Annotated in this window: 24 protein-coding genes; 12 read left to right on the top strand and 12 right to left on the bottom strand. The window is 71.4% G+C overall.

The genetic code is table 11. The features are described from left to right. Window positions 1-93: 93 nt before the first annotated feature. The 4 genes from AC4IHM_RS25895 to AC4IHM_RS25910 form a co-directional block, all read right to left on the bottom strand. Complete coding sequence (locus tag AC4IHM_RS25895; protein WP_490869395.1) at window positions 94-1080, bottom strand: DEDDh family exonuclease; 987 nt, start codon at window positions 1078-1080, stop codon at window positions 94-96. 103 nt (window positions 1081-1183) lie between these two features. Next, window positions 1184-2191, bottom strand: coding sequence for a CopD family protein (locus AC4IHM_RS25900; RefSeq protein WP_490869396.1), 1008 nt, complete (start codon window positions 2189-2191; stop codon window positions 1184-1186). Between the two features lie 141 nt (window positions 2192-2332). After that, window positions 2333-3859, bottom strand: a complete 1527-nt coding sequence (locus tag AC4IHM_RS25905) for a S8 family peptidase (RefSeq protein WP_490869397.1) — start codon at window positions 3857-3859, stop codon at window positions 2333-2335. Window positions 3860-3944: 85 nt separating this feature from the next. Continuing rightward, window positions 3945-5492, bottom strand: a complete 1548-nt coding sequence (locus AC4IHM_RS25910) for a S8 family peptidase (RefSeq protein ID WP_490869398.1) — start codon at window positions 5490-5492, stop codon at window positions 3945-3947. A 265-nt stretch (window positions 5493-5757) separates the two neighbouring features. Between AC4IHM_RS25910 and AC4IHM_RS25915 the strand changes: the two genes are divergently transcribed. From AC4IHM_RS25915 to moaA, 3 genes are all read left to right on the top strand, one after another. Beyond that, window positions 5758-6114, top strand: a complete 357-nt coding sequence (locus AC4IHM_RS25915) for a DUF485 domain-containing protein (protein ID WP_490869399.1) — start codon at window positions 5758-5760, stop codon at window positions 6112-6114. Beyond that, entirely contained in the window at window positions 6111-7745 is a 1635-nt protein-coding gene (locus tag AC4IHM_RS25920; RefSeq protein ID WP_490869400.1) for a solute symporter family protein, read from the top strand. The genes AC4IHM_RS25915 and AC4IHM_RS25920 overlap by 4 nt, the downstream gene beginning before the upstream one ends. A gap of 169 nt (window positions 7746-7914) precedes the next feature. After that, window positions 7915-8904 (top strand): GTP 3',8-cyclase MoaA, encoded by a 990-nt coding sequence (gene moaA, locus AC4IHM_RS25925; RefSeq protein ID WP_490869401.1) that lies wholly within the window; start codon window positions 7915-7917, stop codon window positions 8902-8904. On the opposite strand, the gene AC4IHM_RS25930 is transcribed toward moaA, so the two are convergent. Further along, the gene (locus AC4IHM_RS25930) at window positions 8901-9134 is read right to left on the bottom strand and encodes a hypothetical protein (RefSeq protein ID WP_490869402.1); all 234 of its coding nucleotides are present in this window, start codon (window positions 9132-9134) and stop codon (window positions 8901-8903) included. The two genes, moaA and AC4IHM_RS25930, sit on opposite strands and share 4 nt — an antisense overlap. Before the next feature lie 207 nt (window positions 9135-9341). Beyond that, on the bottom strand, window positions 9342-9734 hold the full coding sequence (locus tag AC4IHM_RS25935; RefSeq protein ID WP_490869403.1) for a DUF3099 domain-containing protein: 393 nt from the start codon (window positions 9732-9734) through the stop codon (window positions 9342-9344). Between the two features lie 243 nt (window positions 9735-9977). Between AC4IHM_RS25935 and AC4IHM_RS25940 the strand changes: the two genes are divergently transcribed. Continuing rightward, a complete protein-coding gene (locus tag AC4IHM_RS25940; RefSeq protein WP_490869404.1) occupies window positions 9978-10262 on the top strand; it encodes a GlsB/YeaQ/YmgE family stress response membrane protein in 285 nt (94 codons plus the stop codon). A gap of 73 nt (window positions 10263-10335) precedes the next feature. Here the strand turns inward: AC4IHM_RS25940 and tyrS are convergent, their stop codons facing one another. The 3 genes from tyrS to AC4IHM_RS25955 form a co-directional block, all read right to left on the bottom strand. Continuing rightward, window positions 10336-11604 carry a tyrosine--tRNA ligase gene (gene tyrS, locus AC4IHM_RS25945; RefSeq protein ID WP_490869405.1) on the bottom strand — a complete coding sequence of 423 codons (1269 nt, stop codon included), beginning with the start codon at window positions 11602-11604 and terminating at the stop codon, window positions 10336-10338. A gap of 72 nt (window positions 11605-11676) precedes the next feature. Beyond that, the gene (locus AC4IHM_RS25950) at window positions 11677-13071 is read right to left on the bottom strand and encodes a metallopeptidase TldD-related protein (protein ID WP_490869406.1); all 1395 of its coding nucleotides are present in this window, start codon (window positions 13069-13071) and stop codon (window positions 11677-11679) included. Beyond that, window positions 13068-14621 carry a TldD/PmbA family protein gene (locus AC4IHM_RS25955; RefSeq protein WP_490869407.1) on the bottom strand — a complete coding sequence of 518 codons (1554 nt, stop codon included), beginning with the start codon at window positions 14619-14621 and terminating at the stop codon, window positions 13068-13070. Before AC4IHM_RS25955 ends, AC4IHM_RS25950 begins: the two co-directional genes overlap by 4 nt. A 288-nt stretch (window positions 14622-14909) precedes the next feature. Between AC4IHM_RS25955 and fabG the strand changes: the two genes are divergently transcribed. The 3 genes from fabG (at window position 14910) to AC4IHM_RS25970 (ending at window position 16912) form a co-directional block, all read left to right on the top strand. Beyond that, window positions 14910-15614 carry a 3-oxoacyl-[acyl-carrier-protein] reductase gene (gene fabG, locus AC4IHM_RS25960; RefSeq protein ID WP_490869408.1) on the top strand — a complete coding sequence of 235 codons (705 nt, stop codon included), beginning with the start codon at window positions 14910-14912 and terminating at the stop codon, window positions 15612-15614. A gap of 5 nt (window positions 15615-15619) precedes the next feature. Next, window positions 15620-16387: an enoyl-ACP reductase FabI gene (fabI, locus tag AC4IHM_RS25965; protein WP_490869409.1), complete on the top strand. Its 768-nt coding sequence runs from the start codon at window positions 15620-15622 to the stop codon at window positions 16385-16387. Window positions 16388-16561: 174 nt separating this feature from the next. Beyond that, on the top strand, window positions 16562-16912 hold the full coding sequence (locus AC4IHM_RS25970; protein WP_490869410.1) for a hypothetical protein: 351 nt from the start codon (window positions 16562-16564) through the stop codon (window positions 16910-16912). Here AC4IHM_RS25970 and AC4IHM_RS25975 read toward each other — a convergent pair. Continuing rightward, entirely contained in the window at window positions 16890-17582 is a 693-nt protein-coding gene (locus AC4IHM_RS25975; RefSeq protein WP_490869411.1) for a FadR/GntR family transcriptional regulator, read from the bottom strand. The two genes, AC4IHM_RS25970 and AC4IHM_RS25975, sit on opposite strands and share 23 nt — an antisense overlap. 83 nt (window positions 17583-17665) lie before the next feature. On the opposite strand from AC4IHM_RS25975, the gene AC4IHM_RS25980 reads away from it, so the two are divergent. From AC4IHM_RS25980 to AC4IHM_RS25995, 4 genes are all read left to right on the top strand, one after another. Beyond that, window positions 17666-19069, top strand: coding sequence for a CynX/NimT family MFS transporter (locus AC4IHM_RS25980; protein WP_490869412.1), 1404 nt, complete (start codon window positions 17666-17668; stop codon window positions 19067-19069). Between the two features lie 55 nt (window positions 19070-19124). Further along, window positions 19125-19241, top strand: coding sequence for an SGM_5486 family transporter-associated protein (locus AC4IHM_RS25985; RefSeq protein ID WP_365619499.1), 117 nt, complete (start codon window positions 19125-19127; stop codon window positions 19239-19241). A 184-nt stretch (window positions 19242-19425) separates the two neighbouring features. Then, window positions 19426-19632, top strand: a complete 207-nt coding sequence (locus tag AC4IHM_RS25990; protein ID WP_490869413.1) for a hypothetical protein — start codon at window positions 19426-19428, stop codon at window positions 19630-19632. Window positions 19633-19724: 92 nt separating this feature from the next. Then, a complete protein-coding gene (locus tag AC4IHM_RS25995) occupies window positions 19725-20243 on the top strand; it encodes a SixA phosphatase family protein (RefSeq protein ID WP_490869414.1) in 519 nt (172 codons plus the stop codon). Here AC4IHM_RS25995 and serB read toward each other — a convergent pair. Continuing rightward, window positions 20222-21502 (bottom strand): phosphoserine phosphatase SerB, encoded by a 1281-nt coding sequence (gene serB, locus AC4IHM_RS26000; protein WP_490869415.1) that lies wholly within the window; start codon window positions 21500-21502, stop codon window positions 20222-20224. The genes AC4IHM_RS25995 and serB overlap by 22 nt on opposite strands. A gap of 281 nt (window positions 21503-21783) precedes the next feature. Between serB and AC4IHM_RS26005 the strand changes: the two genes are divergently transcribed. Further along, window positions 21784-24321 (top strand): ABC transporter ATP-binding protein/permease, encoded by a 2538-nt coding sequence (locus tag AC4IHM_RS26005; protein ID WP_490869416.1) that lies wholly within the window; start codon window positions 21784-21786, stop codon window positions 24319-24321. Window positions 24322-24424: 103 nt separating this feature from the next. Here AC4IHM_RS26005 and AC4IHM_RS26010 read toward each other — a convergent pair whose 3' ends face one another. Next, complete coding sequence (locus AC4IHM_RS26010; RefSeq protein WP_490869417.1) at window positions 24425-25147, bottom strand: transglycosylase SLT domain-containing protein; 723 nt, start codon at window positions 25145-25147, stop codon at window positions 24425-24427. Between the last annotated feature and the right edge of the window lie 11 nt (window positions 25148-25158).

Genomic DNA, 25158 nt, shown 5'->3' on the forward strand with positions numbered 1-25158 from the left:
GTGGGCCGTCGCCGCGGCGCGGGCGAGCGGGCGCCGGGCGAGTCCGCCCGGAATCACCCGTCCGTACGGCTCGCCCCGCGGCGGACCGGCGGCTCAGCCGTCCGCGGGCTCGACATCCGCGAGCAGTTGCCCGAAGGCCGCCTCGTCCACCACCGGCGTGCCGAACTGGCGGGCCTTGACCACCTTCGACGTGCCCGAGTCCGGGTCGTTGGTGACCAGCAGGCTGGTCAGCCGGGACAGGCTGGTGGCGACATGCAGACCGGCCTCGGTCGCGCGGTCCTCCAAGAGGTCCCGCTCGACGGAGGTGTCACCCGAGAACGCGACCCGCATGCCCTGCTTGAGCCGTTTGCCCTCTTCGTACCGTCCCGGGTTGGGATGCGGGCATGCGGGCCTTTTGCGGGACGGGCGCCAACTGCCGGGCCGGTAGCCGCCGTGGCCCGCCTGCTGCCCGATCCTGGGCGTGGACCGGTCCGACCACTCGGTCAGCGGCCTGCACTCGTGCAGCGGCAGCCGCAGACCCCCCGCCGCCGCGGCGAGCAGACTCGGCCGGAACGCCTCCGCCAGCACGCGCGCGTCGTCCAGCGCGTGGTGCGCACGCCGCTGCACGACCCCGAAGTGCGCGGCCAGCGACTCCAGCTTGTGGTTGGGCAGCGGAAGCTCCAGCGCCTTGGAGAGCGCGATGGTGCACAGCCGTTGGCGCACCGGCGCCTCGCGCGTCGCGCGCGCGTACTCGCGGGCGATCATCTGCCAGTCGAAGACCGCGTTGTGCGCCACGAGGACTCGCCCGTCGAGCCGGGCCGCGAACTCCTCGGCAACGTCCGGGAAGAGCGGCGCGTCCCGGAGCACGTCGCTCGTCAGACCGTGTATCCAGACCGGACCCGGGTCCCGTTGCGGATTGACCAGCGTGTACCAGTGGTCCTCGACCTCACCGCGCGCGTCCAGCCGGTAGACGGCCGCGGAGATGATGCGGTCGTCGCGGGCCAGGCCGGTGGTCTCCACGTCGACGACCGCGTATCCCTGCGGATAGGCGGTCGGCCACGCCGTGGCGGACGGCGCTGCGGTCATGCGGTCTTCGAGCATGGTCAAAGAGGATACGGGCCCGGACCGACACTCGGGTCCCGCAGGGGGCCTCGGCCCCCAAGTTCCCCGCGCCGGCGGAGCGTTGCGGCACCCCGCGCGGGCCTCACCACCGGATCGGCACCGGAAGGGCCGTCAGGAGGCCCGACACCGCCACGACCACGCCGAGGGCGACGACCTCCGCGCGCGCGGGGGAGCAGGCCGTCAGCGGGTCCGCCGCGCGGCTCAGCCGGATCCTGGCCCACAGGGCGAGCACGGCCACGGCGGCCACCAGGATCACCTTGGCGAGCAGGACCCGCCCGTACGCCGTCTCCGTCAGCTGCTCCGCGATCGTGCCCGGCGGCATCCGGCGCAGCGAACTGCACACCCCGGTCGCCGTGAGGGCGGCGAGCAGAACGGCCGCCACGCGCGCGTAGAGCCCCAGCAGGGCCGGTCCCGCCGGCGCGTCCCGCCACCGCCGCAGCACCCGCAGCGCGTACAGCAGGCCGCCCACCCACAGCGAGGCGCAGGTCAGATGGACGAGGGTCAGACCGGAGCCGATCAGCGGGCTGTGCTCGGTGGTGGGATGCGCGCGCAGCGCCTCCGCGACCACCACCGCGGCCAGCGGCCAGACCTGGAGGGCGGGCCGGCGTGAGGTGGCACACAGTCCGGCCGCGAGGAATCCGTTGACCTCCAGGAGCGCGAGCTTTCCGTCACGGGACTCGTAGAGGCCGCCGATGTCGATGTCGGCGACACCGGCCGGCACCAGGTTGCCCGTGGCCACGACCGACGCCAGTCCCAGCGCGGCGAGGAATCCCGCGGCGTTCGCGTACGGCGACCAGCCGCGGGGCCGGTCGGCGGGCGCGCCGGGCAGCGACCGGGCCAGCCGGTCCACGAGGAGTTCGCCGGCCGGTACGCTCAGCGCGGCGAAGAGCACCGTGCGCAGCAGGGCGATGCCGCCGGTGCCGGGTGCCTCGGCCTCCCCGGTGCCGTGCAGGGCGGGGGACGGGCCGAGGACGGGTATCAGCGCGCCGAGCGTCACCAGCGCGAGTACGGCCACGGTCCGGCCGGTGCCGGGGGGTGCCGTGTGCCGTCGGGCGGCGGCGGTCCGGGACGGGGGTGGTGTCGGGGTCACCCCAGGATCTTCACCAAGTCCCCCGGATTCGGGCAAGTTCCGCGGCGGATCGGGCCGCGGGCCGCGGGCCGGACAGCAGGAGGCGGGCCGGGCGGCGGCCCGGCCCGCCTCACGCGCGGGTGGTCATCGGCGGAGCACCGGTTACCGGGTCACCGCGTCCAGCGCGTCGGCCGTGCCCCAGCCGTAGAAGCTGTTGAGGTTCTTCGAGCCCTTGCAGACCGCGTCGACCTTGCCGTCACCGTCGATGTCGTACGGCTTGGTGCACGGCGTGGCGTCGGCCTCGGCGTACAGCAGGGCCTTGACCAGCGCCGGGGAGGCGTGCGGGTGGGTCGACTTGATCAGCGCGGCGACACCCGCGACGTGCGGCGACGCCATCGACGTACCGGCCATGTAGCCCCACTGACCGCCGGGCAGCGTGCCCAGGATCAGTCCGCTGGTGGCGGGCGGCGCCGGGGTCTGGTAGGCCGTCGAGTCGCCGCCGGGCGCGGCGATGTCGATGACGCCCAGGCCGTGGTTGGAGAAGGACGACTTGATGCCCTTGGCACCGGTGGCCGCGACCGTCACGACACCCGGGAGCTGGGTCGGGATGTCGAGGCACTTCGACGGGTCGATCACCCGGTCGCCGGGCGTGGTGTCGTTGGGGGAGGACGGGTCGTTGATCTCGTGCGAGGCGAGGTCGTAGTTCTCGTTGCCGGCCGCGGCGACGTTGACCGCGCCCTTCTTCTCGGCGTACCGCGTGGCCCGGGAGACGGCGTCCACGAGCGCCTTCTGGTCCGGGTCGTCCTTGCAGTTGAAGTACCAGGGGTCGGTGTAATAGCTGTTGTTGGTCACGTCGACGCCGTGCTCAGCCGCCCACACGAAGCCGCAGACCACGGCCTCGGCGTAGAAGAAGCCGTCGGGGTTGCCGACCTTGATGCCGGCCACCTTCACACCGGGCGCCACGCCGGTCATGCCCACGCCGTTCTTGGCGGCGGCTATCTCCCCGGCCACGTGGGTGCCGTGCGGGCTCTCCGCCGCGCTCGGCCGCCAGGCGCCGTCGGTGGTGTCCGGCTTGCCCGCGACGCAGTTGACGGAGGCGTTCCGGTCGAAGTTCGGGGCGAGGTCGGGGTGGGTGTCGTCGACGCCGGTGTCGAGGACGGCGACCGTGACCTTGCTGCTGCCGAGCGACTTCTTGTGCGCCTTGTCGGCCTTGATGGCCGGCAGGTCCCACTGGAGGGACTCCAGCGGGTCCTGGTCGTCGGCGCTCGCGGCGGCCTGGGCGGCGGCGAGTTCCTGGCCGCTGAGCACCTTCGGCGCCCCGGTGTCGGTCGTGGCGGCCGAGGGCAGCGGAGCGGTGCGGGTGGCACCGGCCGACTGCACACCGCGGACCTTGCGGACCGTCTTGGCGAAGTCGGGGTCGGCCGAGTGGACGACGACCACGCCGATGCTGTCGTACGACGTCACGACCGTGCCGCCGGCCTTGGCTATCGCCTGCCGCACGGTCGCCGAAGGGCCGTGCCCGGGGGAGACGTTGACGACGTAGCTGAGCGAGGTCGCGTCCGCCGCGGCCGAGGGGGCGGCCTCCGCCGCGGCGGCCGGGGTGCCCGGCAGGAACGCCAGCGACGTGGCCACGGCCAGGCCGACCGGGATCGCGAGGGCACGGCGGTGACGCGGGTGAGGAACTGTCATGTGCGGTGTCTCCAGTTCGTTCGTGAAACCGGTGCGTTGAGGAATACGTTGCGGGGGCCGCCGGGGAAAGCGCGTGCGGGGGAGGTCACTTCACCGCGCGCAGCGCGTTGACGATGCCGGAGCCGTAGAAGCCGTTGACCCGCTTGCCGCCCTCGCAGACGGCGTCCTGGGTGCCGTCGCCGTCCTGGTCGTAGTAGGCGGGGCAGCCGGGGTTGTCCGCCTGGGCCTTCAGCAGCGCCTGCAGCGTCGCCGGAGAGGCGTGCCGGTGCTCCGACTTGAGCAGCGCGGCGACGCCCGCGACGTGCGGCGCGGCCATCGAGGTGCCTTGCAGATAGCCGTACGTGTTGCCGGGCAGGGTCGACAGGATGCGGCCGTTCCTCGACGGCGTGTCCGGGATCTGGTAGAGCCCGTCACCGCCCGGCGCGGCGACGTCGACGACCCCCCGGCCGTACGAGGAGTAGTACGACTTGTCCTTGTCCACGCCCGTCGCGCTGACCGTGACGACGCCCGGCAGTTGGGTCGGGATGTCGTAGCACTCGTGCGGGTCGACGGTCCGCGGCACCGGAGTGGTGTCGTTGGGGCTGGAGTTGTCGGTGATCGCGTGCGAGGCCAGGTCGTGGTTGGAGTTGCCGGCGGAGGCGACGTGCAGGGTGCCCTTGCGCTGGGCGTACAGCTGGGCCCGGTCGACCGCGTCGACGATCGCGCGCTGGTCGGGGTCGTCCACGCAGTTGTACAGCCAGGGGTCCACGTAGTAGCTGTTGTTGGTGATGTCGACGCCGTGGTCGGCGGCGAACACGAAGGCGCACACGACGTTCTCGGGATAGAAAAGGCCGTTGTCCGGGTCGCTCACCTTGATGCTCGACACCTTGACGCCCGGAGCGACACCGGCGACACCGATGCCGTTGCGGGCGGCGGCTATCTCACCGGCCACATGGGTGCCGTGGTAGTCGCCGGCGGTGTACGGCCGCCAGGCGCCCTCGCTGGTGTCCGCCGTGCCGCCCACGCAGTTGGCGGACTGGGCGGCGGAGAAGTTCGGGGCGAGGTCGGGGTGGGTGTCGTCCACGCCGGTGTCGATCACGGCGACGGTGACCCGGGAGCTGCCCGGGTTGATCCGCGCGGCCCGGTCGGCGCCTATCGCGCGCAGGTCCCACTGGTCGGCCTCCAGCGGCTCGGCGGCGCCCGCGGCCTTCGACGCCTTCGCGATCCGCGCGGCCCGATCGGCGGAGAGGACCTCCGCGGCGCCCTCGTCCGTCGTCCCGGCGGCGGTCAGCGGCGCGGTGCGGGTCGCGCCCGCCGACTGCACACCGGGCGCCTTCCGTATCCGTGCGGCGAAGCCGGGGTCGGCCGAGTGGACGACGAGCACGCCTATTCGCTCGTAGGTGGCGACCACGTCACCGCCGGCCCTGGCGGTCGCGCGCTTCACCGACGCGACGGTGCGCGGGTCCGTCCGGGTGTTGACGACGTACGCCAGAGCGGGCGCGTCGTCGGCCCGCGCGGCCTGGGCGGCGGTCTCGGCCCGCGGGGCGGCCGAGGCGGCACCCGGCAGAAAGCCGAGCGACACGGTGAGCGACAGCGCGAGGGGTACGGCGAGGGCGAGCCTGCGTCTGGAACGCGGGGTACGCAGATGATTCATGGGGTCTCCACATCATCCGGAAACGAAACCGGCCCGAGACACAGGTGGCGCTCGGTCAGGTACATGACTTGATGGTGCAGGGTGAAGCTATCCCTCGAAGCCGCTGGCCAGCAATGACCCACCGAGGGTGACTTCGGAAAGTGCCACGGGTGTTGAACCGGTGCCCGCGGGGCGCCGTGTCGTTGGACAGGGAACCCGAACACGATCAGTTCCCTGTGAGAACACCGAGGTCCAAGCCGTCATGTCCGTCGTACGAGGAGACTCCGTGGCCACCGACGCACCGCCCCCCTCGAAAGAGGAACGCCCACTTCCCTCCGCCGAGGAGTTCTCCGAAGTGCAGCAGAGCGCTGAGTTCGCCGAACTGCGCCGCTCCTTCCGCTCCTTCGCGTTCCCGCTGACGATCGCCTTCGTGGCCTGGTACCTGCTGTACGTGCTGCTGTCGAACTACGCCGGCGGCTTCATGGGCACCAAGCTGTTCGGCAACATCAATGTCGCCCTCGTCTTCGGCCTCGCCCAGTTCGTCACCACATTCCTCATCGCCTGGTGGTACTCGCGGCACGCCGCCGCGCAGCTCGACCCCAAGGCCGAGGCCATCAAGTCCCGGATGGAGGGCGGCGCATGAGCCCCGCACAGACCGTTCTCGCCGCCGACCTCGCCGCCAACGAGGCCAGCGAGCACCGCCCGCTCATCATCACGCTCTTCGCGGTCTTCGTCGTCGCGACGCTCGTCATCACCGTCTGGGCGGGCCGCCAGACCAAGGACGCCGCCGACTTCTACGCGGGCGGACGCCAGTTCAGCGCCTTCCAGAACGGACTCGCCGTCTCCGGCGACTACATGTCGGCCGCCTCCTTCCTCGGCATCGCCGGCGCCATCGCCCTCTTCGGCTACGACGGCTTCCTCTACTCCATCGGCTTCCTGGTCGCCTGGCTGGTCGCCCTGCTCCTGGTGGCCGAACCGCTCAGGAACTCCGGCCGCTACACGATGGGCGACGTGCTGGCGTACCGCATGCGCCAGCGCCCCGTGCGCACCGCCGCAGGCACCTCGACGATCGTCGTCTCGATCTTCTACCTGCTGGCCCAGATGGCGGGCGCGGGCGTCCTCGTCTCGCTGCTGCTGGGCATCACCTCCGACGCCGGCAAGGTCCTCATCGTCGCCCTCGTCGGCGTCCTGATGATCGTCTACGTGACCATCGGCGGCATGAAGGGCACCACCTGGGTCCAGATGGTCAAGGCCGTACTGCTGATCAGCGGCACCGTCCTGATCACCTTCCTGGTCCTGCTGAAGTTCAACTTCAACATCTCCGACCTGCTCGGCAAGGCCGCCGAGAACAGCGGCCAGGGCGCCGCCTTCCTGGAGCCCGGCCTCCAGTACGGCGCCACCGGCACCACCAAGCTGGACTTCATCTCCCTGGGCATCGCCCTGGTGCTCGGCACCGCCGGTCTGCCGCACATCCTGATCCGCTTCTACACGGTGCCCAACGCCAAGGCCGCCCGCAAGTCCGTGAACTGGGCGATCGGCATCATCGGCGCCTTCTACCTGATGACCATCGCGCTCGGCTTCGGCGCCGCGGCGCTCATCGGCCAGGACGAGATCAGGGCGTCCAATCCGTCCGGCAACACGGCAGCGCCCCTGCTCGCCCTGCACATCGGCGGCGTCGACTCGGCCTGGGGCGCCATCCTGTTGGCCACGATCTCGGCGGTGGCCTTCGCGACCATCCTCGCCGTGGTCGCGGGCCTCACCCTCGCCTCGTCCTCGTCCTTCGCGCACGACATCTACGCCAACGTCATCCGCAAGGGGAAGGCGACCGGCAAGGAGGAGGTCCGCGCGGCCCGCTGGGCGACCGTCTTCATCGGCATCGTCTCCATCGCCCTCGGCGCCCTCGCCCGCGACCTGAACGTGGCCGGTCTGGTCGCCCTCGCCTTCGCGGTCGCCGCGTCCGCCAACCTGCCGACCATCCTCTACAGCCTGTTCTGGAAGCGGTTCACCACTCAGGGCGCCCTGTGGTCGATCTACGGCGGTCTGGTGGTCGCCGTCGGCCTGGTGCTGTTCTCGCCCGTCGTCTCCGGCGACCCCACGGCGATGTTCCCCGACGTGGACTTCGCCTGGTTCCCGCTGAAGAACCCGGGCATCATCTCCATCCCGTTCGGCTTCCTCATGGGCTGGCTCGGCACGGTCCTGTCCAAGGAGGAGCCCGACAAGGCCAAGTACGCGGAGCTGGAGGTCCGGTCCCTGACCGGCACCGGCGCCCACTGATCCCGCCCCGCGCACGGCCCCGTCGTAGATCCCTACGACGGGGCCGTGCCGCACGTCGTAGGGATCGGGCCGCGCTCGATGTCGGACCGGTCACGTAGGCTCGCAGGAGTCGGGGGAGAGACGTGCTCCGCCGATCCGGGCCGAGGGAAGCCGAGGGAAGGAGGCCCACGTGCTCGTCGACACCTACGGCCGGGTGGCCACCGACCTCAGAGTCTCGCTCACCGACCGCTGCAATCTGCGCTGCACCTACTGCATGCCCGAAGAGGGCCTCCAGTGGCTGGCCAAGCCCGACCTGCTCACGGACGACGAGATCGTCCGCCTCATCGATGTCGCGGTCACCTCCCTCGGCATCGAGGAGGTCCGCTTCACCGGCGGGGAACCACTGCTGCGCCCCGGTCTGCCCGGCATCGTCGAGCGCGTCGCCGCCCTCGCCCCGCGCCCCCGGATGTCCCTGACCACCAACGGCATCGGTCTGCGGCGCACGGCGAGCGCGCTGAAGGCCGCGGGCCTCGACCGGGTCAACGTCTCGCTGGACACCCTGCGTCCGGGCGTCTTCAAGATCCTCACCCGCCGAGACCGCCACAAGGATGTCCTGGAGGGCCTGGCGGCCGCCCGCGAGGCCGGCCTGACCCCGGTCAAGGTCAACGCCGTCCTGATGCCGGGACTCAATGACGACGAGGCCCCCGACCTGCTCGCCTGGGCCGTCGAGCACGGCTACGAACTGCGTTTCATCGAGCAGATGCCCCTGGACGCCCAGCACGGCTGGAAGCGCGAGGGCATGGTCACCGCCGGTGACATCCTGGCCTCCCTGCGCACCCGCTTCGAGCTGACCGCCGAGGGCTCCGAGGAGCGCGGCTCGGCTCCCGCGGAGCGCTGGGTCGTGGACGGCGGCCCGCACCGCGTCGGCGTCATCGCCTCCGTCACCCGCCCGTTCTGCTCGGCCTGCGACCGCACCCGCCTGACCGCCGACGGCCAGGTGCGCACCTGCCTGTTCGCCCGCGAGGAGACCGACCTGCGCGCCGCCCTGCGCTCCGCGGCGCCCGACGAGGAGATCGCCCGCATCTGGCGGCTGGCCATGTGGGGCAAGAAGGCGGGCGCGGGCCTCGACGACCCGTCGTTCGTCCAGCCGGACCGCCCGATGTCGGCGATCGGCGGCTAGCCGCCCTCGGGGGATTCCCACTCCGACAGCCGGACCACGTCCTTCAGGAAGCCCCGCACCCCGAGGAACTGCGACAGATGCTCCCGGTGCTCCTCGCACGCGATCCACGTCTTGCGGCGCTCCGGCGTGTGGACCTTCGGGTTGTTCCACGCCAGCACCCACACGGCGGCGGTGCGGCAGGCCTTGGCGGAGCAGATCGGGGAGGGCTCCGGGGCGGTCTCGTCACTCACAGGTTCGTCTCACAGGTCCAGACAAAGGCGACGCCGGGCAGCCACGGGGGGAGCTGCCCGGCGTCGGTCCGTCGCTCCGACGGGGGATGCGGAGCGCGTACGAAGTATGTCACGGGTCGCCCATCGCCCGGCACCGGAACAACATGATTCATCTGAGCAGTTCTTCGGCCTGGCGCGGAATCGACGCCCGCTCCGACCGCCCCGCGATCACGGCCGGCCGTGCGACCCACCGGCCGCGTCCGGCGCCGGATCAGGCCCGGTGCCTTCCGGGACGGAGGATGCGGAAGCGTCGTCGGCACGCGGTGACACCAGCATCGGCCGCATCGGCACCGTCACGAACGTCGACGGCAACGATGGCGCGTTCTCGCGCCCGGCGTTCGCGATCACCACCGCGACGTACGGCAGGACCACGCCGAGGATCAGGGCCACGATCGCGACATGCCGCTCCACGTTCCACAGACAGGCCGCGAGGATCACCGCGACCGTGCGGACCGACATCGAGATGATGTAACGGCGCTGCCGTCCGCGTACGTCGTCCTGAAGTCCCGTACGGGCTCCGGTGATCCGGAACACCTCGGCACCGGCGCTCTGCTTCCGCATCTGGTTCCACCATCCGCCCGCATCGGACCCTCCCCGCCCCGCTCCCGTCCGCGGCCGCTCGGGGACCGCGGTCCCGGACAACTGCCCACGGTACGCCGCACCCGCGCCGCCCACGAGACCGGGGCACCCGGCGTGCGGGCACCCGGGCGCGGTGCCCCGTTCGGCCGCACCCGGCGTGCGCCGTGCGCGGTACGGCCCAAGACTTGCGGCAATGCTCGCGTAGAGCCGTACGAGGAGGCAGTCATGGGCTGGTTGTGGGCGATCATCGTCGGATTCGTCCTCGGAATGATCGCCAAGGCGATCATTCCCGGGAAGCAGCACAGCCCTCTGTGGCTGACCACGATCTTCGGCATGCTCGGCGCGATCGTCGGCAACGCGGTCGCACGGGCGGCCGGTGTCGAGTCGACGTCCGGCATCGACTGGTGGCGCCACCTGTTCCAGCTGGTCGCCGCGGTCATCATCGTCGGCGTCGGTGACGCGGTCTACATGGCGGTGCGGGGCAACCGGAAGATGCGCGAACGGGCCTGACGGGCACCGCACCCACCGTACGACGAGGGGCGGTCTCCGGCACGGCACCGGAAACCGCCCCTCGCCCGCGCGCTCAGGCGCCGGTGACCTCCACCGCGGCCAGGTTCTTCTTGCCGCGGCGCAGCACCAGCCAGCGCCCGTGCAGCAGATCCTCCTTCGCGGGGACCGCGTCCTCGCCGGCGACCTTGGTGTTGTTCACATAGGCGCCGCCCTCCTTCACCGTGCGGCGCGCGGCGGACTTGCTGGCCACCAGGCCGACCTCGGCGAACAGGTCGACGACCGGAGCCAGTTCGGCGACCTCGACGCGCGGCAGCTCGGCGAGGGCCGCCGCCAGTGTCCGGTCGTCCAGCTCCGCCAGCTCGCCCTGGCCGAAGAGCGCCCTGGACGCGGCGATCACGGCGGCCGTCTGGTCGGCGCCGTGCACCAGCGTGGTCAGCTCCTCGGCCAGCGCGCGCTGCGCCGCCCGGACCTGCGGCCGCTCCCGCGTCTGCTCCTCCAGCTCCTCCAGCTCCGCACGGGAGCGGAAGGACAGGATGCGCAGGTACGTCGAGATGTCCCGGTCATCCACATTCAGCCAGAACTGGTAGAAGGCGTACGGCGTCGTCATCTCCGGGTCGAGCCAGACGGCGCCGCCCTCGGTCTTGCCGAACTTGGTGCCGTCCGCCTTCGTCATCAGCGGCGTCGCGTAGGCGTGCACATCGGCGTCCGGCTCCAGCCGGTGCAGCAGGTCGAGGCCGGCCGTGAGATTGCCCCACTGGTCGCTGCCGCCCTGCTGCATCGTGCAGCCGTACCTCCGGTAGAGCTGGAGGAAGTCCATCGCCTGGAGCAGCTGGTAGCTGAACTCCGTGTAGCTGATGCCCTCGGAGGACTCCAGGCGCCGGGCGACGGAGTCCTTGGTCAGCATCTTGTTGACGCGGAAGTGCTTGCCGATGTCCCGCAGGAACTCGATCGCCGAGAGGCCGGCGGTCCAGTCGAGGTTGTTGACCAGCACCGCGGCGTTCTCGCCCGCGAAGGACAGGAACGGCTCGATCTGGCCGCGCAGCCGCTCGACCCAGCCGGCGACGGTCTCCGGGGAGTTCAGCGTGCGCTCCGCGGTCGGGCGCGGGTCGCCGATCTGGCCCGTGGCCCCGCCGACCAGCGCCAGCGGCCGGTGCCCGGCCTGCTGGAGCCGGCGCACGGTGAGCACCTGCACCAGGTGCCCCACGTGCAGGGAGGGCGCGGTCGGGTCGAAACCGCAATAGAAGGTGACGGGACCGTCCGCGAGCGCCTTGCGCAAAGCGTCCTCGTCGGTGGACTGGGCGAACAGCCCGCGCCACTTCAGCTCGTCGACGATGTCCGTCACGGTTCTCTTGTCTCCTACGTGCTCATGCCTGCTGGTGATCCTCGGGCAGCCGGGTGACGGCCGACTACGAGGTTATACGCCCTGACTGACAGAACTCATGTTGAAGTCGGGGACCCGCAGCGCCGGCATCGCGGCCCTGGTGAACCAGTCCCCCCACTCCCTGGGCAGCGTCTTCTCGGTGCGGCCAGCCTCCGTGGCCCGGCCCAGCACACTCACCGGCGACTCGTTGAACCGGAAGTTGTTCACCTCGCCGACGACCTCGCCCCGCTCGACGAGATAGACGCCGTCCCGGGTCAGCCCGGTCAGCAGCAGCGTCGCCGGGTCGACCTCGCGGATGTACCAGAGGCAGGTCAGCAGGAGCCCGCGCTCCGTGCCGGCCACCATCTCCGCCAAGGAGCGGTCCGTGCCGCCGTCCAGGATCAGGTTCCCGACCGCCGGGGCCACCGGCAGCCCGGTCAGCCCGGCACTGTGCCGGGTGGTCGTCAGCCGGTTCAGCTCACCCGCGCGGATCCAGTCGGTCGCCGCCACCGGCAGCCCGTTGTCGAACACCGACTGGTCGCCGCCCGAGGAGTGCGCGACCACGAAGGGCGCGCACTCAAGGCCCGGCTCGTGCGGATCGCCGCGCAGGGTCAGCGGCAGCTCGCCGAGCCGCTCGCCGACCCGCGTGCCGCCGCCCGGCCGGGAGAACACCGTGCGCCCCTCGACCGCGTCCCGGCCCGAGGCCGACCAGAACTGGTAGATCAGCAGGTCGGCCACCGCGGTCGGCGGCAGCAGCGTCTCGTACCGCCCGGCGGGCAGCTCCACCCGCCGCTCGGCCCAGCCGAGGCGTACGGCCAGTTCGGCGTCGAGCGCGGTCGGGTCGACGTCCTTGAAGTCCCGCGTGGAGCGCCCCGCCCACGCCGACCGGGTGCGGTCGGGCGACTTGGCGTTCAGCTCCAGCGTCCCGTTGGGCTGGTCGTGCCGCAGCCTGAGCCCGGTGGACGTCCCCAGGTACGTCGACGTCATCTCGTGGTTGGCGAAGCCGTACAGCTCCCGGCCGCCGGCACGCGCGCGTGCGAACGCCTCCCCGAGGGCCGGCGCGAAGTCGGCGAACACGGCCGACGAGGTCTCGGCGGGCGCGTCGGTGAAGTCGGGCGAGGCCGGCCCGCCCGTGACCAGCGGCTGCGCGTCCTCGGCCGGTCCGGCGCCGTGTGCCGCGGCCTCGGCGGCGCGCACCAGGGGCGCCAGCTCGTCCACGGTCACCGCCGAGCGCGACACCACCCCGGACGCCGTGCCCCGCCGCCCGTCGACGGTGGCGACGACGGTGAGCGTGCGCCCGCGCGTGACGCCGTTGGTGGTGAGGGCGTTGCCCGCCCAGCGCAGGTTGGCGGTGGACTCCTCGTCGGCGATGACGACACAGCCGTCCGCCCGGGACAGCTCCAGCGCCCGCTCGACGATCTCGTGCGGCTTGTTCGTACCGGCGCTCATCGGCCCGCCTCCTGGGTGGTGTTGAGGATGTTGACTCCCTTGAAGAGGGCGGACGGGCAGCCGTGCGAGACGGCCGCGACCTGTCCCGGCTGGGCCTTGCCGCAGTTGAAGGCGCCGCCCAGGACATATGTCTGCGGGCCGCCGACGGCCGCCATGGACCCCCAGAAGTCGGTGGTCGTCGCCTGGTAGGCCACGTCCCGCAACTGCCCCGCGAGCCGCCCGTTCTCGATCCGGAAGAACCGCTGCCCGGTGAACTGGAAGTTGTACCGCTGCATGTCGATGGACCAGGACCGGTCACCGACGACGTAGATCCCCCGGTCCACACCCCCGATCAGGTCCTCAGTGGACAGCCCGCCGGGATCCGGCCGCAGCGACACGTTGGCCATGCGCTGCACGGGCACATGGGCGGGGGAGTCGGCGTAGGCGCACCCGTTGGACCGCTCGAACCCGGTGAGCCTCGCGATCCGCCGGTCGAGCTGGTAGCCCACCAGCGTGCCGCCCCTCACCAGGTCCCAGGACTGGCTCTCGACGCCCTCGTCGTCGTACCCGATGGTCGCCAGGCCGTGCTCGGCGGTGCGGTCGCCGGTGACGTTCATCAGCTCCGAGCCGTAGCGCAGCCTGCCCAGTTGGTCGAAGGTGGCGAAGGAGGTGCCGGCGTAGGCGGCCTCGTACCCGAGCGCCCGGTCCAGCTCCGTCGCGTGCCCGACGGACTCGTGAATGGTCAGCCACAGGTTCGACGGGTCGACGACCAGGTCGTACAGCCCCGCCTCGACGCTCGGCGCCCGCATCTTCTCGGCGAGCAGCTCCGGGATCTCGGCCAGCTCCGCGTCCCAGTCCCAGCCGGTGCCGGTCAGGTACTCCCAGCCGCGTCCGGCGGGCGGCGCCAGGGTGCGCATGGAGTCGAACTCGCCGCTGGAGTCGTCCACCGACACGGCCGTGAGCACCGGGTGCAGCCGCACCCGCTGCTGCGTGGTCACGGTCCCGGCGGTGTCGGCGTAGAACTTGTTCTCGTGCACGGTCAGCAGCGAGGCGTCGGCGTGGTCGATCCCGTCGGCCGCCAGCAGCCGCGCGCTCCAGTCGGCCAGCAGTGCGGTCTTCTCCGCGTCGGGCACGGTGAAGGGGTCGATCTCGTACGCCGAGATCCACGTCCGGTCGGCGTGCACGGGCTCGTCGGCCAGCTCCACCCTCCCCCACTGCCCGACGGGCGTGGAGGGCGCCGTGTCCGACCCGGCCGCCCTGATCACCTCGGCCGACAGCTTCGCCATCGCCACCGCCTGCGAGGCGACCTTCGCGGCGGCGTCCATGGTGAGGTCGACGCCGGACGCGAAGCCCCAGGTACCGCCGTGCACCACCCGCACCGCGTACCCGAGGTCGGTGGTGTCGGAGGATCCGGCGGGCTTGGCGTCCCGCAGCCGCCAGGAGGCGTTGCGGATCCGCTCCAGCCGGAAGTCCGCGTGCTCGGCGCCGAGCGCACGCGCGCGGGCGAGCGCGGCGTCGGCGAGGGCGCGTAGCGGGAGTGCCGTGAAGGCTTCGTCGATGCGGTGAGGCACCTGTGTCTCTTTCTGTCGACGTGACCGGTCGTCTGCCGCGACACCGGGGGCTGCGCCGCATCATGTCGCGTCGGCCCGGACGGGACCACATCTTTGCCGCCGGGGGCGGCTGCGCGCCGCCGGTGCCCTTCTGTAGGGACCCGACAGCCAGCCCCGTGAGCCACTGTGGGTGCCCGAGTCTTCGGGGGCGGGCGGGGACCGATAGGTTTTCGAGGAAGCCGCCTGCCATAGCCGCCTGTCAACCGGGTGTTCGGGCGGATACCAGACCGCTAGGGAAAGGGTGATCCGTTGAGCCGCTCGGTTCTCGTCACCGGAGGCAACCGGGGCATCGGCCTCGCCATCGCCCGCGCGTTCGCCGACGCCGGCGACAAGGTCGCGATCACGTACCGCTCGGGAGAGCCGCCCGAGGGCGTCCTCGCCGTCAAGTGCGACATCACCGACAACGAGCAGGTGGAGCAGGCCTACAAGGAGATCGAGGAAGCGCACGGTCCCGTCGAGGTCCTGATCGCCAACGCCGGCGTCAACAAGGACCAGCTCCTGATGCGGATGTCGGAGGAGGACTTCACGTCCGTCATCGACACCAACCTCACCGGCACCTTCCGCGTCGTCAAGCGCGCCAACCGGGCCATGCTGCGGGCCAGGAAGGGCCGCGTCGTCCTCATCTCCTCGGTGGTCGGGCTCCTCGGCTCCGCGGGGCAGGCCAACTACGCCGCCTCCAAGGCCGCCCTGGTCGGCTTCGCGCGCTCCCTCGCCCGTGAGCTGGGCTCGCGCGACATCACCTTCAACGTCGTCGCGCCCGGCTTCGTCGACACCGACATGACCCGGGAACTCACCGAGGACCAGCAGGCGAAGATCCTCGCGCAGGTGCCGCTCGCCCGGTACGCGCGGCCCGAGGAGATCGCCGCGACGGTGCGGTTCCTCGCCTCGGACGACGCCTCGTACATCACTGGAGCCGTCATCCCCGTTGACGGCGGACTGGGAATGGGTCACTGATCACCATGAGCGGAATCCTCGAGGGCAAGCGCGTCCTGATCACCGGCGTGCTGCTGGAGTCCTCCATCGCCTTCCACGCGGCCCGGCTCGCCCAGGAGCAGGGCGCCGAGATCATCCTGACCGCCTTCCCGCGTCCGACGCTGACCGAGCGCGTCGCCAAGAAGCTGCCGAAGCCCACCAAGGTCATCGAGCTGGACGTCACCAACGACGAGCACCTCGGGCGCCTGGCCGACATCGTCGGCGAGGAGCTGGGCGGCCTGGACGGCGTCGTCCACTCGATCGGCTTCGCGCCGCAGGACGCGATGGGCGGCAACTTCCTGAACACGCCGTTCGAGTCGGTCGCCACGGCCATGCACGTCTCCGCGTACTCCCTGAAGTCGCTGACCATGGCGTGCCTGCCGCTGATGCAGAACGGCGGCTCGGTCGTCGGCCTCACCTTCGACGCCCAGTTCGCCTGGCCGCAGTACGACTGGATGGGCCCGGCCAAGGCCGCGCTGGAGGCCACCAGCCGCTACATGGCCCGTGACCTCGGCAAGCAGAACATCCGCTGCAACCTGGTCTCGGCGGGCCCCATCGGTTCCATGGCCGCCAAGTCCATCCCGGGCTTCGAGGACCTCGCCTCCGTGTGGGACAGTCGCTCCCCGCTGGAGTGGGACCTGAAGGACCCGGACCCGGCCGGCCGCGGCATCGTCGCGCTGCTGAGCGACTGGTTCCCGAAGACCACGGGCGAGATCGTCCATGTCGACGGCGGTCTGCACGCCATCGGCGCCTGACGGCCGTCACCCCTGGGCCCGCGTCCTTCCCGGACGCGGGCCCTCGGCGTGTCACCGGCCGGACCGTGTCACCCGGCCGGCTCAACCGGCCGGGCGGCGGGGCGGCGCGCGGCGCACGCTGAGTACCGGTTCACCACGTGTTCTCCTCCCCAGCGCGGCCGAGGGGGTCTCCCTGTGCGTCTGCTCGCCCGCCTGGCCCCGGCCGCTCTCGCCCTCGCCTGTGTGCTGACCCTGCCGTACGAGGCGGTGTCCCACGCGCGCGTGGCCGCCGGGGACGCCGCCGCGCCGGAGCCGTTCGGCGCCGAGTGCAGGGTCCGGATCGACGCCTCCGACGTGACCGCCCACTGCCACAACCCGTACCCGGGGACCGACCAGGTGCGCCTGCACGTCGAGTGCGCCCGCTGGTGGGACCTCGACACCGACGGCGCCCCGGTGGCGGCCGGGCCCGCGCAGACCGTGCGGCTGGCCGGACGGTGCTGGAAGGAGGTCCGCTCGACGTGGGTCAGCCACCGGCGGGCGGACTGATCCGGCCCGGCCGGCACAGGAACGGGTAGCCCGCTGCCTCGGCCCCCGCCGTCCCGGCGTCGCCCGCGCGGATGGCGTCGACCAGCCGGGTGTGGTCCATGTGCGTCCCCGGCGTCAGCTCGTCGCCCACGTCCTCGCGCAGCCAGTCCCGCATCACCTCGTTCAGATCCGCGTACATCGCGCTCATCACGTCGTTGTGCGAGGCCGCCACCACGGCCAGGTGGAAGGTCGCGTCCACCGCCACGAACGCCTCCGCGTCGCCCGACTCCCAGGCCTCCTCGCGGCGCACCAGCAGCGCGTCGAGCTGCTTGAGGTCCTTCTCCGTACGCCGCTCGGCGGCGAGCCGGGCGGCGGCCGACTCCAGGGCGGAACGCAGCTCGGCGATGTGCCGGGTGTCGGCGTCGGCGAAGCGGCGCTGCATCACGCCGGCCAGCTCGCTGGTCGCCACGACGTACGTGCCCGAGCCCTGACGGATGTCCAGCAGCCCGTTGTGGGCCAGCGCGCGGACCGCCTCACGGACCGTGTTCCGGGCGACGCCGAGCTGCTCGACCAGCTCGGGCTCGGTCGGGACGCGGGAGCCGACCGGCCACTCACCCGAGGTGATCTGCTGCCGCAGCGCCGCGATGACCTGCTCGGACAGCGCCGAACGACGGGGATGGCTCAGGGGCATGGCTCACCTTCGCACGTGAGTGGAGTGCGCGCGTACATGAGTGGACGGCACGAGTGGACAACCAATCATCCCATGATTCTATGATGGGCCTCATGGCTGGTGACGAAACCCGGGCGGAAACCGGGACGCAGACCCGGGCGGGGACCCCGGCGCAGACTCCCGCGGAGGCCAGGACACGGTCCGGCGGGCCCGGGTCCGCGGCCCCCGGGGCGTCCTCCACGCGCGCGTGGACGGCGTGGACGACCCGTCTGCTCCTCCTCGGCATCGTCCTGGCCGCGCTCAATCTGCGCCCCGCCATCACCAGCCTGGGCGCGCTCCTCGAAGAGGTCCGCGACGGGCTCGGCATGAGCGGCAGCGTGGCCGGACTGCTCACCTCCGTGCCCCCGCTCTGCTTCGCCGTCTTCGGGGTCACCGCCCCCCGGCTGGCCCGCCGCTTCGGACCCGGGGCCGTGGTCTGCGCGGGCATGGCCGCCATCACCGCCGGCCTGCTGATACGCCCGTACATCGGCGGCACGGCCGGCTTCCTGGCCGCCACCGCCCTCGCGCTCATGGGCATCGCGGTCAGCAACGTCCTGATGCCGGTCATCGTCAAGCGCTACTTCCCCGACCGCGTCGGCTCCACGACCGGCCTCTACTCGATGGCCCTCGCCTTCGGCACCTCCGTCGCCGCCGCCACGACCGTGCCCGTGACCAACGCGCTGGGCGCCGACTGGCAGCCCGGCCTCGCGGTCTGGGCCCTGCCGGCCGCGGCGGCCGTCCTGCCCTGGATCCCGTTCGTACGGGACCGGGCGGCGCCCTCCACACCGTCGCCCGACCCGAGTGCCCCGACCGCCAACGGCACGGCCGGCGCCGAACCCGCGCCCGCCGGCCGGCCGGCGGCACAGTCCGCCGAGCAGCCCCGGCTGCGGATCACCCGCAGCCGTACGGCCTGGGCACTCGCCGTCTTCTTCGGCCTCCAGGCCACCGCCGCCTACATCACGATGGGCTGGATGGCGCAGATCTTCCGCGACGCGGGCGTGTCGGCCGGCACCGCCGGGCTGCTGCTCGCCGTCACCATGGTGATGGGCGTGCCGCTCGCCTTCGTCATCCCGCGCGTGGCGACCCGCCTGCCCCACCAGGGCCCGATCGTGCTGGTACTGGGCCTGTGCGGGCTCGCCGGGTACGCCGGCCTGTACTTCGCCCCGGCCGCCGGCGCCTGGGCCTGGGCCCTGCTGCTCGGCATCTCCAACTGCGCCTTCCCGCTCGCGCTGACCATGGTCGGGATGCGGGCCAGGACGGGCGCGGGCGTCGCCCAGCTGTCCGCCTTCGCGCAGAGCACCGGCTACCTGATCTCCATCCCGGGACCGCTCCTGGTCGGCGTGCTCTACCAGCACAGCGGCGGCTGGGGCCTGCCGATCGCCCTGATGAGCGCCCTCATGGTGCCGCAGATCGGGGTGGGTGTCCTGGCCGGGCGCAACCGCACGGTGGAGGCGGAGGCGGCCCGCTGACCCCGGTCGGCGGGCCGCCGGGCCCGGCCCGTGGCACGGATGCGAGACTTGCCGCATGCCAGTCCTCGACCCGAACCCCCAGCACGGCCAGAAGAAGATGCTGATCGTCTTCGGCTCGTTCCTCGCGATCTTCGTGATCATCGGCATCATCGCGACGATCGCCTCCCCGTGACCCCGCCCCCGCCGTCCGACGGGTGGGGTTAACCCCACCGTCCCCTAGGGGGCGAGGGTCAGGGTCGAGTGGGTGGATCTCCGGATGGGCCGGTGTCCGCGGATTCCGTAGTTTCGAGATGTGCCCGCGACAGGCGGGCCGCGGAGCACGGACCAGGGACGCTCAAGGACCAGCGGAGGCACTCATGTCGGCCCCTACCCACACCCGGCCTCCCCAGGCGACCAGGGGCGGCGTCGACATCCGGCTGCCCTGGTGGGCCCTCGCCCTGCCCGTGCTCGCCTTCGTCGTCCTGCTCCTGCTGATACTCAATCCCGCGGACGCCCACGCGGCCGCGGGCGAGCCCGCGCTGGCCCACCTCGTGGAGCGGGTGCAGCGGCTCACCGCGCGCTGAGGCCGGACCCTCGCCCCGGACGCGTGTCCCGCGATGAATCCGCATGTCAACTCCCTGCGCCCCGTGGCCTGTTTCATGCGAAGCTGGATGCCATGAGCGTCGCAGAACCCCGCAGGATTGTCCTCTTCCGGCATGCGAAAGCCGACTGGCCCGAGGTGACCGACCACGAGCGGCCACTCGCCGATCGGGGCCGCAAGGACGCCGCAGAGGCCGGTCGCCGGCTGGCGGACACCGGCGTCCCCGTCGACCAGGCCCTGTGCTCCACCTCGACCCGGACCCGCGAGACCTGGAAGCTCGCCGTCCAGGAGTTTCCGCAGCGGCCGAAAACCGTCTACGAGGAGCGGATCTACGAGGCCTCGCCCGGTGAGCTGATCGCCGTGCTCAACGAAACCCCCGACAAGCTGCGGAACGTGCTGGTGGTCGGGCACAACCCGGGCATGGAGGGGCTCGCCGAGGTCCTGGCGGGCTCGGCCGACGACGAGGTCCGCGAGCGGATGAACAGCCGGGGGTTCCCGACCGCCGCCTTCGCCGTCCTGACCTTCCCGGGCTCCTGGAAGGACCTGGAGCCCGGGGTGGCCTCACTGGTCGACTACTGGGCGCCGACCGACTGATCCGACCCCGCCCGACAGGGCCCGGCACCCACGCGGTCCGGGTCCTCGCCGGGCCCCTCGTCCAGCGTGTCCGCGGCCTCGACCTCGTCGCGGGTGATGCCCAGCAGATACAGCACCGTGTCGAGGAAGGGCACGTTCACCGCGGTGTGCGCCGCCTCGCGCACCACCGGCTTGGCGTTGAAGGCGACCCCGAGCCCGGCCGCGTTCAGCATGTCCAGGTCATTGGCGCCGTCGCCGATCGCCACCGTCTGCGACAGCGGTACGCCCGCCTCGGCGGCGAAGCGGCGCAGCAGCCGGGCCTTGCCCGCCCGGTCCACGATCTCCCCGGTGACCCGGCCGGTCAGCCTGCCGTCGACGATCTCCAGCGTGTTGGCCTGGGCGAAGTCCAGACCCAGCCGCTCCTTGAGGTCGTCGGTCACCTGGGTGAAGCCGCCGGAGACGACCCCCACCTGGTAGCCGAGCCGCTTCAGCGTGCGGATCAGGGTGCGGGCACCCGGCGTCAGCCGCACCTCGCCGCGCACCTTCTCCACCACCGAGGCGTCCAGCCCCGCCAGCAGCGCCACGCGCGCGTGCAGCGACTGCTCGAAGTCCAGCTCCCCGCGCATCGCGGACGCCGTCACCTCGGCGACCCTGTCCTCGCAGCCGGCGTGCGCGGCGAACATCTCGATGACCTCGTCCTGGATGAGCGTGGAGTCCACGTCCATCACGACCAGGCGCTGCGCCCGCCGGTGCAGCCCCGCCCCGACGACCGCGATGTCCACACCGAGCGCCGCCGCCTCGGTGGCCAGCGCCGTGCGCAGCGGCTCGGTCCCCACGCCGGACACCGCGAACTCGACGGCGGTCACCGGATACTTGGCCAGCCGGAAGATGCGGTCGATGTTGCTGCCCGACTCGGTGATCCGGGCCGCTATGGCGGCCGTCGCCTCCGCGGTGAGCGGGTGCCCGAGCACGGTGACCAGAGAGCGGCCGAGACCGCGCGGACGGTTGTCGCCGATACCGGAGATGATCTCCGCCTGCAGCTTCAGCGACTCCGCCCAGCTGTGCACGGTCGCCCGCAGGTCGCCCGCCAGACCGCCGGGCGGCTCGGTCACGAGCGCGCACAGCACGATCCGGCCACGGGTGACGACCTGCTCGATGTCGACCACGTCGACGGAGTAGGCGGCGAGGGTGTCGAACAGGCCGGCCGTGATGCCCGGTCGGTCCCTGCCGAAGATCTTGACGAGAAGTGTGGGAACGTCAGAGGTCTGCGAAGCGCTCATGGTGTTCCAACCGTATCCGGCACCCGGTGGCTTTCGCCCCCTAGGTCCGTCTGGCGGACACACCCCGTACGCCCGTCCCGCCCGGCGACGGCCCCGCGACCACGCGCGCGCCCCGGTGGCGTGATCTGGACGGTGGTGTGCCCGCCGCGGGCGCCCGCACCGCTTTCACCGGCCCGGCTTTCGGTCAGGGGGGCGAGCCTGAAATAGTTCCCCCCGATGTTCGACATCCCTAGACTCCCAGCGACGGGGGTAACTCGGGGGACAACTCAGTGGGGCATGGAGTGCCGGAACTCGTACTGGAATCCAATGGACGGACTTGGACGCTCGATCCGTCCCGGTCATACGCGCTCGGACGCGATCCGCAGGGGGAGCTTGTCTTCGACGACGCCAGGGTGTCCTGGCGGCATGCCACGATCAGTTTCAACGGCCGCAGCTGGGTCGTGGAGGATCACGGCAGCACCAACGGCACGTTCGTGCACGGGCAGCGGATCCAGCAGGTGGAGCTGGGCGTCGGCTCGGTGCTGAACCTGGGCAACGCGACCGACGGACCACGCGTGAACCTGACCGGCGCCCAGGCGTCCGTCGGCACACCGCAGGCACAGCCGCAGCAGCAGCCGTACGCCGCGCAGAGCGCGAGCGCCGGCTGGGCCCAGCAGGCACCGGCACAGGAACCGCAGCAGCAGGCCCAGCGGCACGCGCAGCACCAGGCCGGCTGGCAGCAGCCGCAGCAGGCCGCGCCGCACTTCCCCCAGCAGCAGGGACCCGGTGGCGCGGCGGGGGCGCCGCCGGTCTACGGCGACCGCAGTCCGACCACGTTCCACGAGTTCTCCCTCGGGCACGTGATGCGCATCGGCCGTGCCCTGGAGAACGACCTGGTCGTCTCCGACCTCCAGGTCTCACGCAACCACGCGGAGTTCCACTCGACGCCCGACGGGCGCATGGAGATCCGCGACCTGGGCTCGCACAACGGCACCTACGTCAACGGCCTGCCGATCGCCAAGGGCGGCTCCCAGCTGCTCGGCCCGACCGACCTCGTGGGCGTCGGCCACTCGATGTTCCGGATCGTCGGCGACCGGCTCGAGGAGTTCGTCGACACCGGTGAGGTGTCCTTCTCCGCCCGTCACCTGACCGTCACGGTCGACGGCGGCAAGCAGATCCTCAAGGACGTGTCCTTCGGCGTACCCGAGAAGTCGTTGATCGCGGTCATCGGCCCGTCCGGCTCCGGCAAGTCGACCCTGCTCAAGGCGCTCACCGGATACCGGCCCGCCGACCGGGGCGAGGTGCTCTACGACAACCGGAACCTGTACAAGCAGTTCGCCGAGCTGCGTCAGCGCATCGGTCTGGTCCCGCAGGACGACATCCTGCACAAGGAGCTGACCGTCAAGAAGGCCCTCAAGTACGCGGCCAAGCTCCGTTTCCCGGCCGACACCACGGCCGCCGAGCGCGACTCCCGCATAGACGAGGTGCTGCGCGAGCTGAAGCTGGACATCCACAAGGACAAGAAGGTCACGTCCCTGTCCGGCGGCCAGCGCAAGCGGGTCTCCGTGGCCCTGGAGCTGCTCACCAAGCCGTCGCTCATATTCCTGGACGAGCCGACCTCCGGTCTCGACCCGGGCATGGACCGCGATGTCATGCAACTGCTGCGCGGCCTCGCCGACGACGGCCGTACCGTCCTGGTCGTCACCCACTCGGTGGCCGAGCTGGCGACCTGCGACAAGCTGCTGGTGATGGCGCCGGGCGGTGCGGTGGCCTACTTCGGCCCGCCGGAGGAGGCGCTGAACTTCTTCGGCTACGACACCTGGGCCGATGTCTTCTCCGCCTTCGAGAACTACCGCGACTACGACTGGGCGGGCCGCTGGAAGGGCTCGCAGCACTACCAGATGTACGCCGCGGACATCGACGCCGTCGCGGCGCAGTCCGTACAGGTACCGGCGATGCAGGCGATGAAGCCGCCGAAGCCGCAGGGCTGGATGTCCCAGTTCGTCACGCTGGTGCGGCGCTATGTCTCGGTGATCGTCTCCGACAAGGGCTTCCTCGCCCTGATGGTGGTCCTGCCGGCCGTGCTCGGCGCGGTGAGCCTGCTCATCAACTCCGACAAGGGCCTGCTGCCCAATCCGGTCAACCCGCAGACCGGCCGGATCATTCCCAACGGCACCGCGACCACGGTCCTGCTGATCCTCGCGGTCGGCGCCTGTTTCGCCGGCGCCGCGAACTCGGTCCGTGAGCTGATCAAGGAACGGGTCATCTACGAGCGGGAACGCGCGACCGGCCTGTCGCGGTCCGCGTACCTGATGTCCAAGGTCTTCGTGCTCGGTGTGATCACCGTGCTGCAAGGCCTGCTGGTCGGCGTCATCGGCTTCGCCACCCGGGAGATCCCGGAGCGGGGGCTGGTCCTCGGCAGGCTGACGCTCGTCGAGCTGTCACTGCCGATCATGGCGCTGGGCTTCACCTCGATGATGTTCGGCCTGATCATCTCCTCGCTGGTGAAGACCGCCGAGAAGACCATGCCGCTGCTGGTCATGTTCGCGATCATCCAGGTCGTCTTCACCGGCTGCCTCTTCGCCCTGAACGAGACGGTCGGCGTCAACCAGTTCTCGTACCTGATGCCCTCGCGCTGGGCGGTCGCCGCGGCCGGCGCCACGCTGGACTTCAACAGGATCAGCCCGCCCGAGGAGGGCGCCTCGGCCGACCCGCTGTGGGAGCACACCGTCGGCGCCTGGGGCCTGGACATGGCCGCGCTGATCGTCCTCGGCGTGATCTGCGGCTTCTTCGTGGCGCGCTTCCTGCGCCGCCACGAGCCGGAGGTCATGCGCAAGTAGGCCGCGGCCACGGCGCCCCGAAGGGCGGCACCCTTCCTGACGGAGGTGCCGCCCTTCGGCGTTCGGCTCTGCGACGGTCGGCGAGAAGAGGTCCGCGCCGGCCTCAGTACGCGCTGTTGACGTTGTCCATCGTGCCGTACTTGTCCGCGGCGTAGTTGCAGGCCGCGGTGATGTTGGCCACCGGGTCGTAGATGTCCCAGGACGTACCGGGCACGTGGTAGGCCTTGAACGTCGGCGGGATCACCTGGAGCAGGCCCTTGGACGGGATGCCGTTGATGGCGTTGATGTCCCAGTTGTTGATGGCCTTCGGGTTGCCGGAGGACTCGCGGATGATGTTGCGGTGGATGCCCTCGTAGCTGCCGGGGATCTTGTGCTTCTTCAGGATGTCCCGGGCCTCACGGATCCAGCCGTCGAGGTTGTTGGAGTAGCTCTTCTTCGCGGCCTTCTTGACCTCGGTGCGCTTGGCGGACCGGCTGGTGCTCTCCTTCGCCGAGCGCTTCTGCGCGGCCTTCTCGGCCGCCTTCTTCGTGGCGGTCTTCTCGGTGGCGGTCTTGGTGGCCGCCTCCTTCTTCGCCTCGATGGAGGCGACCTTCTGGCCGGTGCCGGCGAGCGGGCCGGTGACGCCCGCGTGCACGTCCTGGATCTTCTTGGCGCTGTACGCCACCTTGGCCGTCGGAGCGGCCTCGCTCGTGGTCGTCTGACCGCTGGCCGGTACGGCGGTGAGGGCGACGGCGGCTGCGCCGAGCGTGCCGACACCGGCGATCGCGACCTTGTGGGTGCGGTTCAGGGAACTACTGCGACCACGGGAAAGGATGTTCTTCAGCATGGCGGGATGAC

The organism is Streptomyces sp. SL06 (assembly GCF_058244745.1).

Excerpts from the sequence above, each read along its gene's own strand:
- AC4IHM_RS25895 (WP_490869395.1), bottom strand. The coding sequence starts at position 1,080 with ATGCTCGAAGACCGCATGACCGCAGCGCCGTCCGCCACGGCGTGGCCG.
- AC4IHM_RS25905 (WP_490869397.1), bottom strand. The coding sequence starts at position 3,859 with ATGACAGTTCCTCACCCGCGTCACCGCCGTGCCCTCGCGATCCCGGTC.
- AC4IHM_RS25910 (WP_490869398.1), bottom strand. The coding sequence starts at position 5,492 with ATGAATCATCTGCGTACCCCGCGTTCCAGACGCAGGCTCGCCCTCGCC.
- AC4IHM_RS25920 (WP_490869400.1), top strand. The coding sequence starts at position 6,111 with ATGAGCCCCGCACAGACCGTTCTCGCCGCCGACCTCGCCGCCAACGAG.
- AC4IHM_RS25935 (WP_490869403.1), bottom strand. The coding sequence starts at position 9,734 with ATGCGGAAGCAGAGCGCCGGTGCCGAGGTGTTCCGGATCACCGGAGCC.
- AC4IHM_RS25940 (WP_490869404.1), top strand. The coding sequence starts at position 9,978 with ATGGGCTGGTTGTGGGCGATCATCGTCGGATTCGTCCTCGGAATGATC.
- AC4IHM_RS25950 (WP_490869406.1), bottom strand. The coding sequence starts at position 13,071 with ATGAGCGCCGGTACGAACAAGCCGCACGAGATCGTCGAGCGGGCGCTG.
- fabI (WP_490869409.1), top strand. The coding sequence starts at position 15,620 with ATGAGCGGAATCCTCGAGGGCAAGCGCGTCCTGATCACCGGCGTGCTG.
- AC4IHM_RS25975 (WP_490869411.1), bottom strand. The coding sequence starts at position 17,582 with ATGCCCCTGAGCCATCCCCGTCGTTCGGCGCTGTCCGAGCAGGTCATC.
- AC4IHM_RS25980 (WP_490869412.1), top strand. The coding sequence starts at position 17,666 with ATGGGCCTCATGGCTGGTGACGAAACCCGGGCGGAAACCGGGACGCAG.
- AC4IHM_RS25985 (WP_365619499.1), top strand. The coding sequence starts at position 19,125 with ATGCCAGTCCTCGACCCGAACCCCCAGCACGGCCAGAAGAAGATGCTG.
- AC4IHM_RS25990 (WP_490869413.1), top strand. The coding sequence starts at position 19,426 with ATGTCGGCCCCTACCCACACCCGGCCTCCCCAGGCGACCAGGGGCGGC.
- AC4IHM_RS25995 (WP_490869414.1), top strand. The coding sequence starts at position 19,725 with ATGAGCGTCGCAGAACCCCGCAGGATTGTCCTCTTCCGGCATGCGAAA.
- serB (WP_490869415.1), bottom strand. The coding sequence starts at position 21,502 with ATGAGCGCTTCGCAGACCTCTGACGTTCCCACACTTCTCGTCAAGATC.
- AC4IHM_RS26010 (WP_490869417.1), bottom strand. The coding sequence starts at position 25,147 with ATGCTGAAGAACATCCTTTCCCGTGGTCGCAGTAGTTCCCTGAACCGC.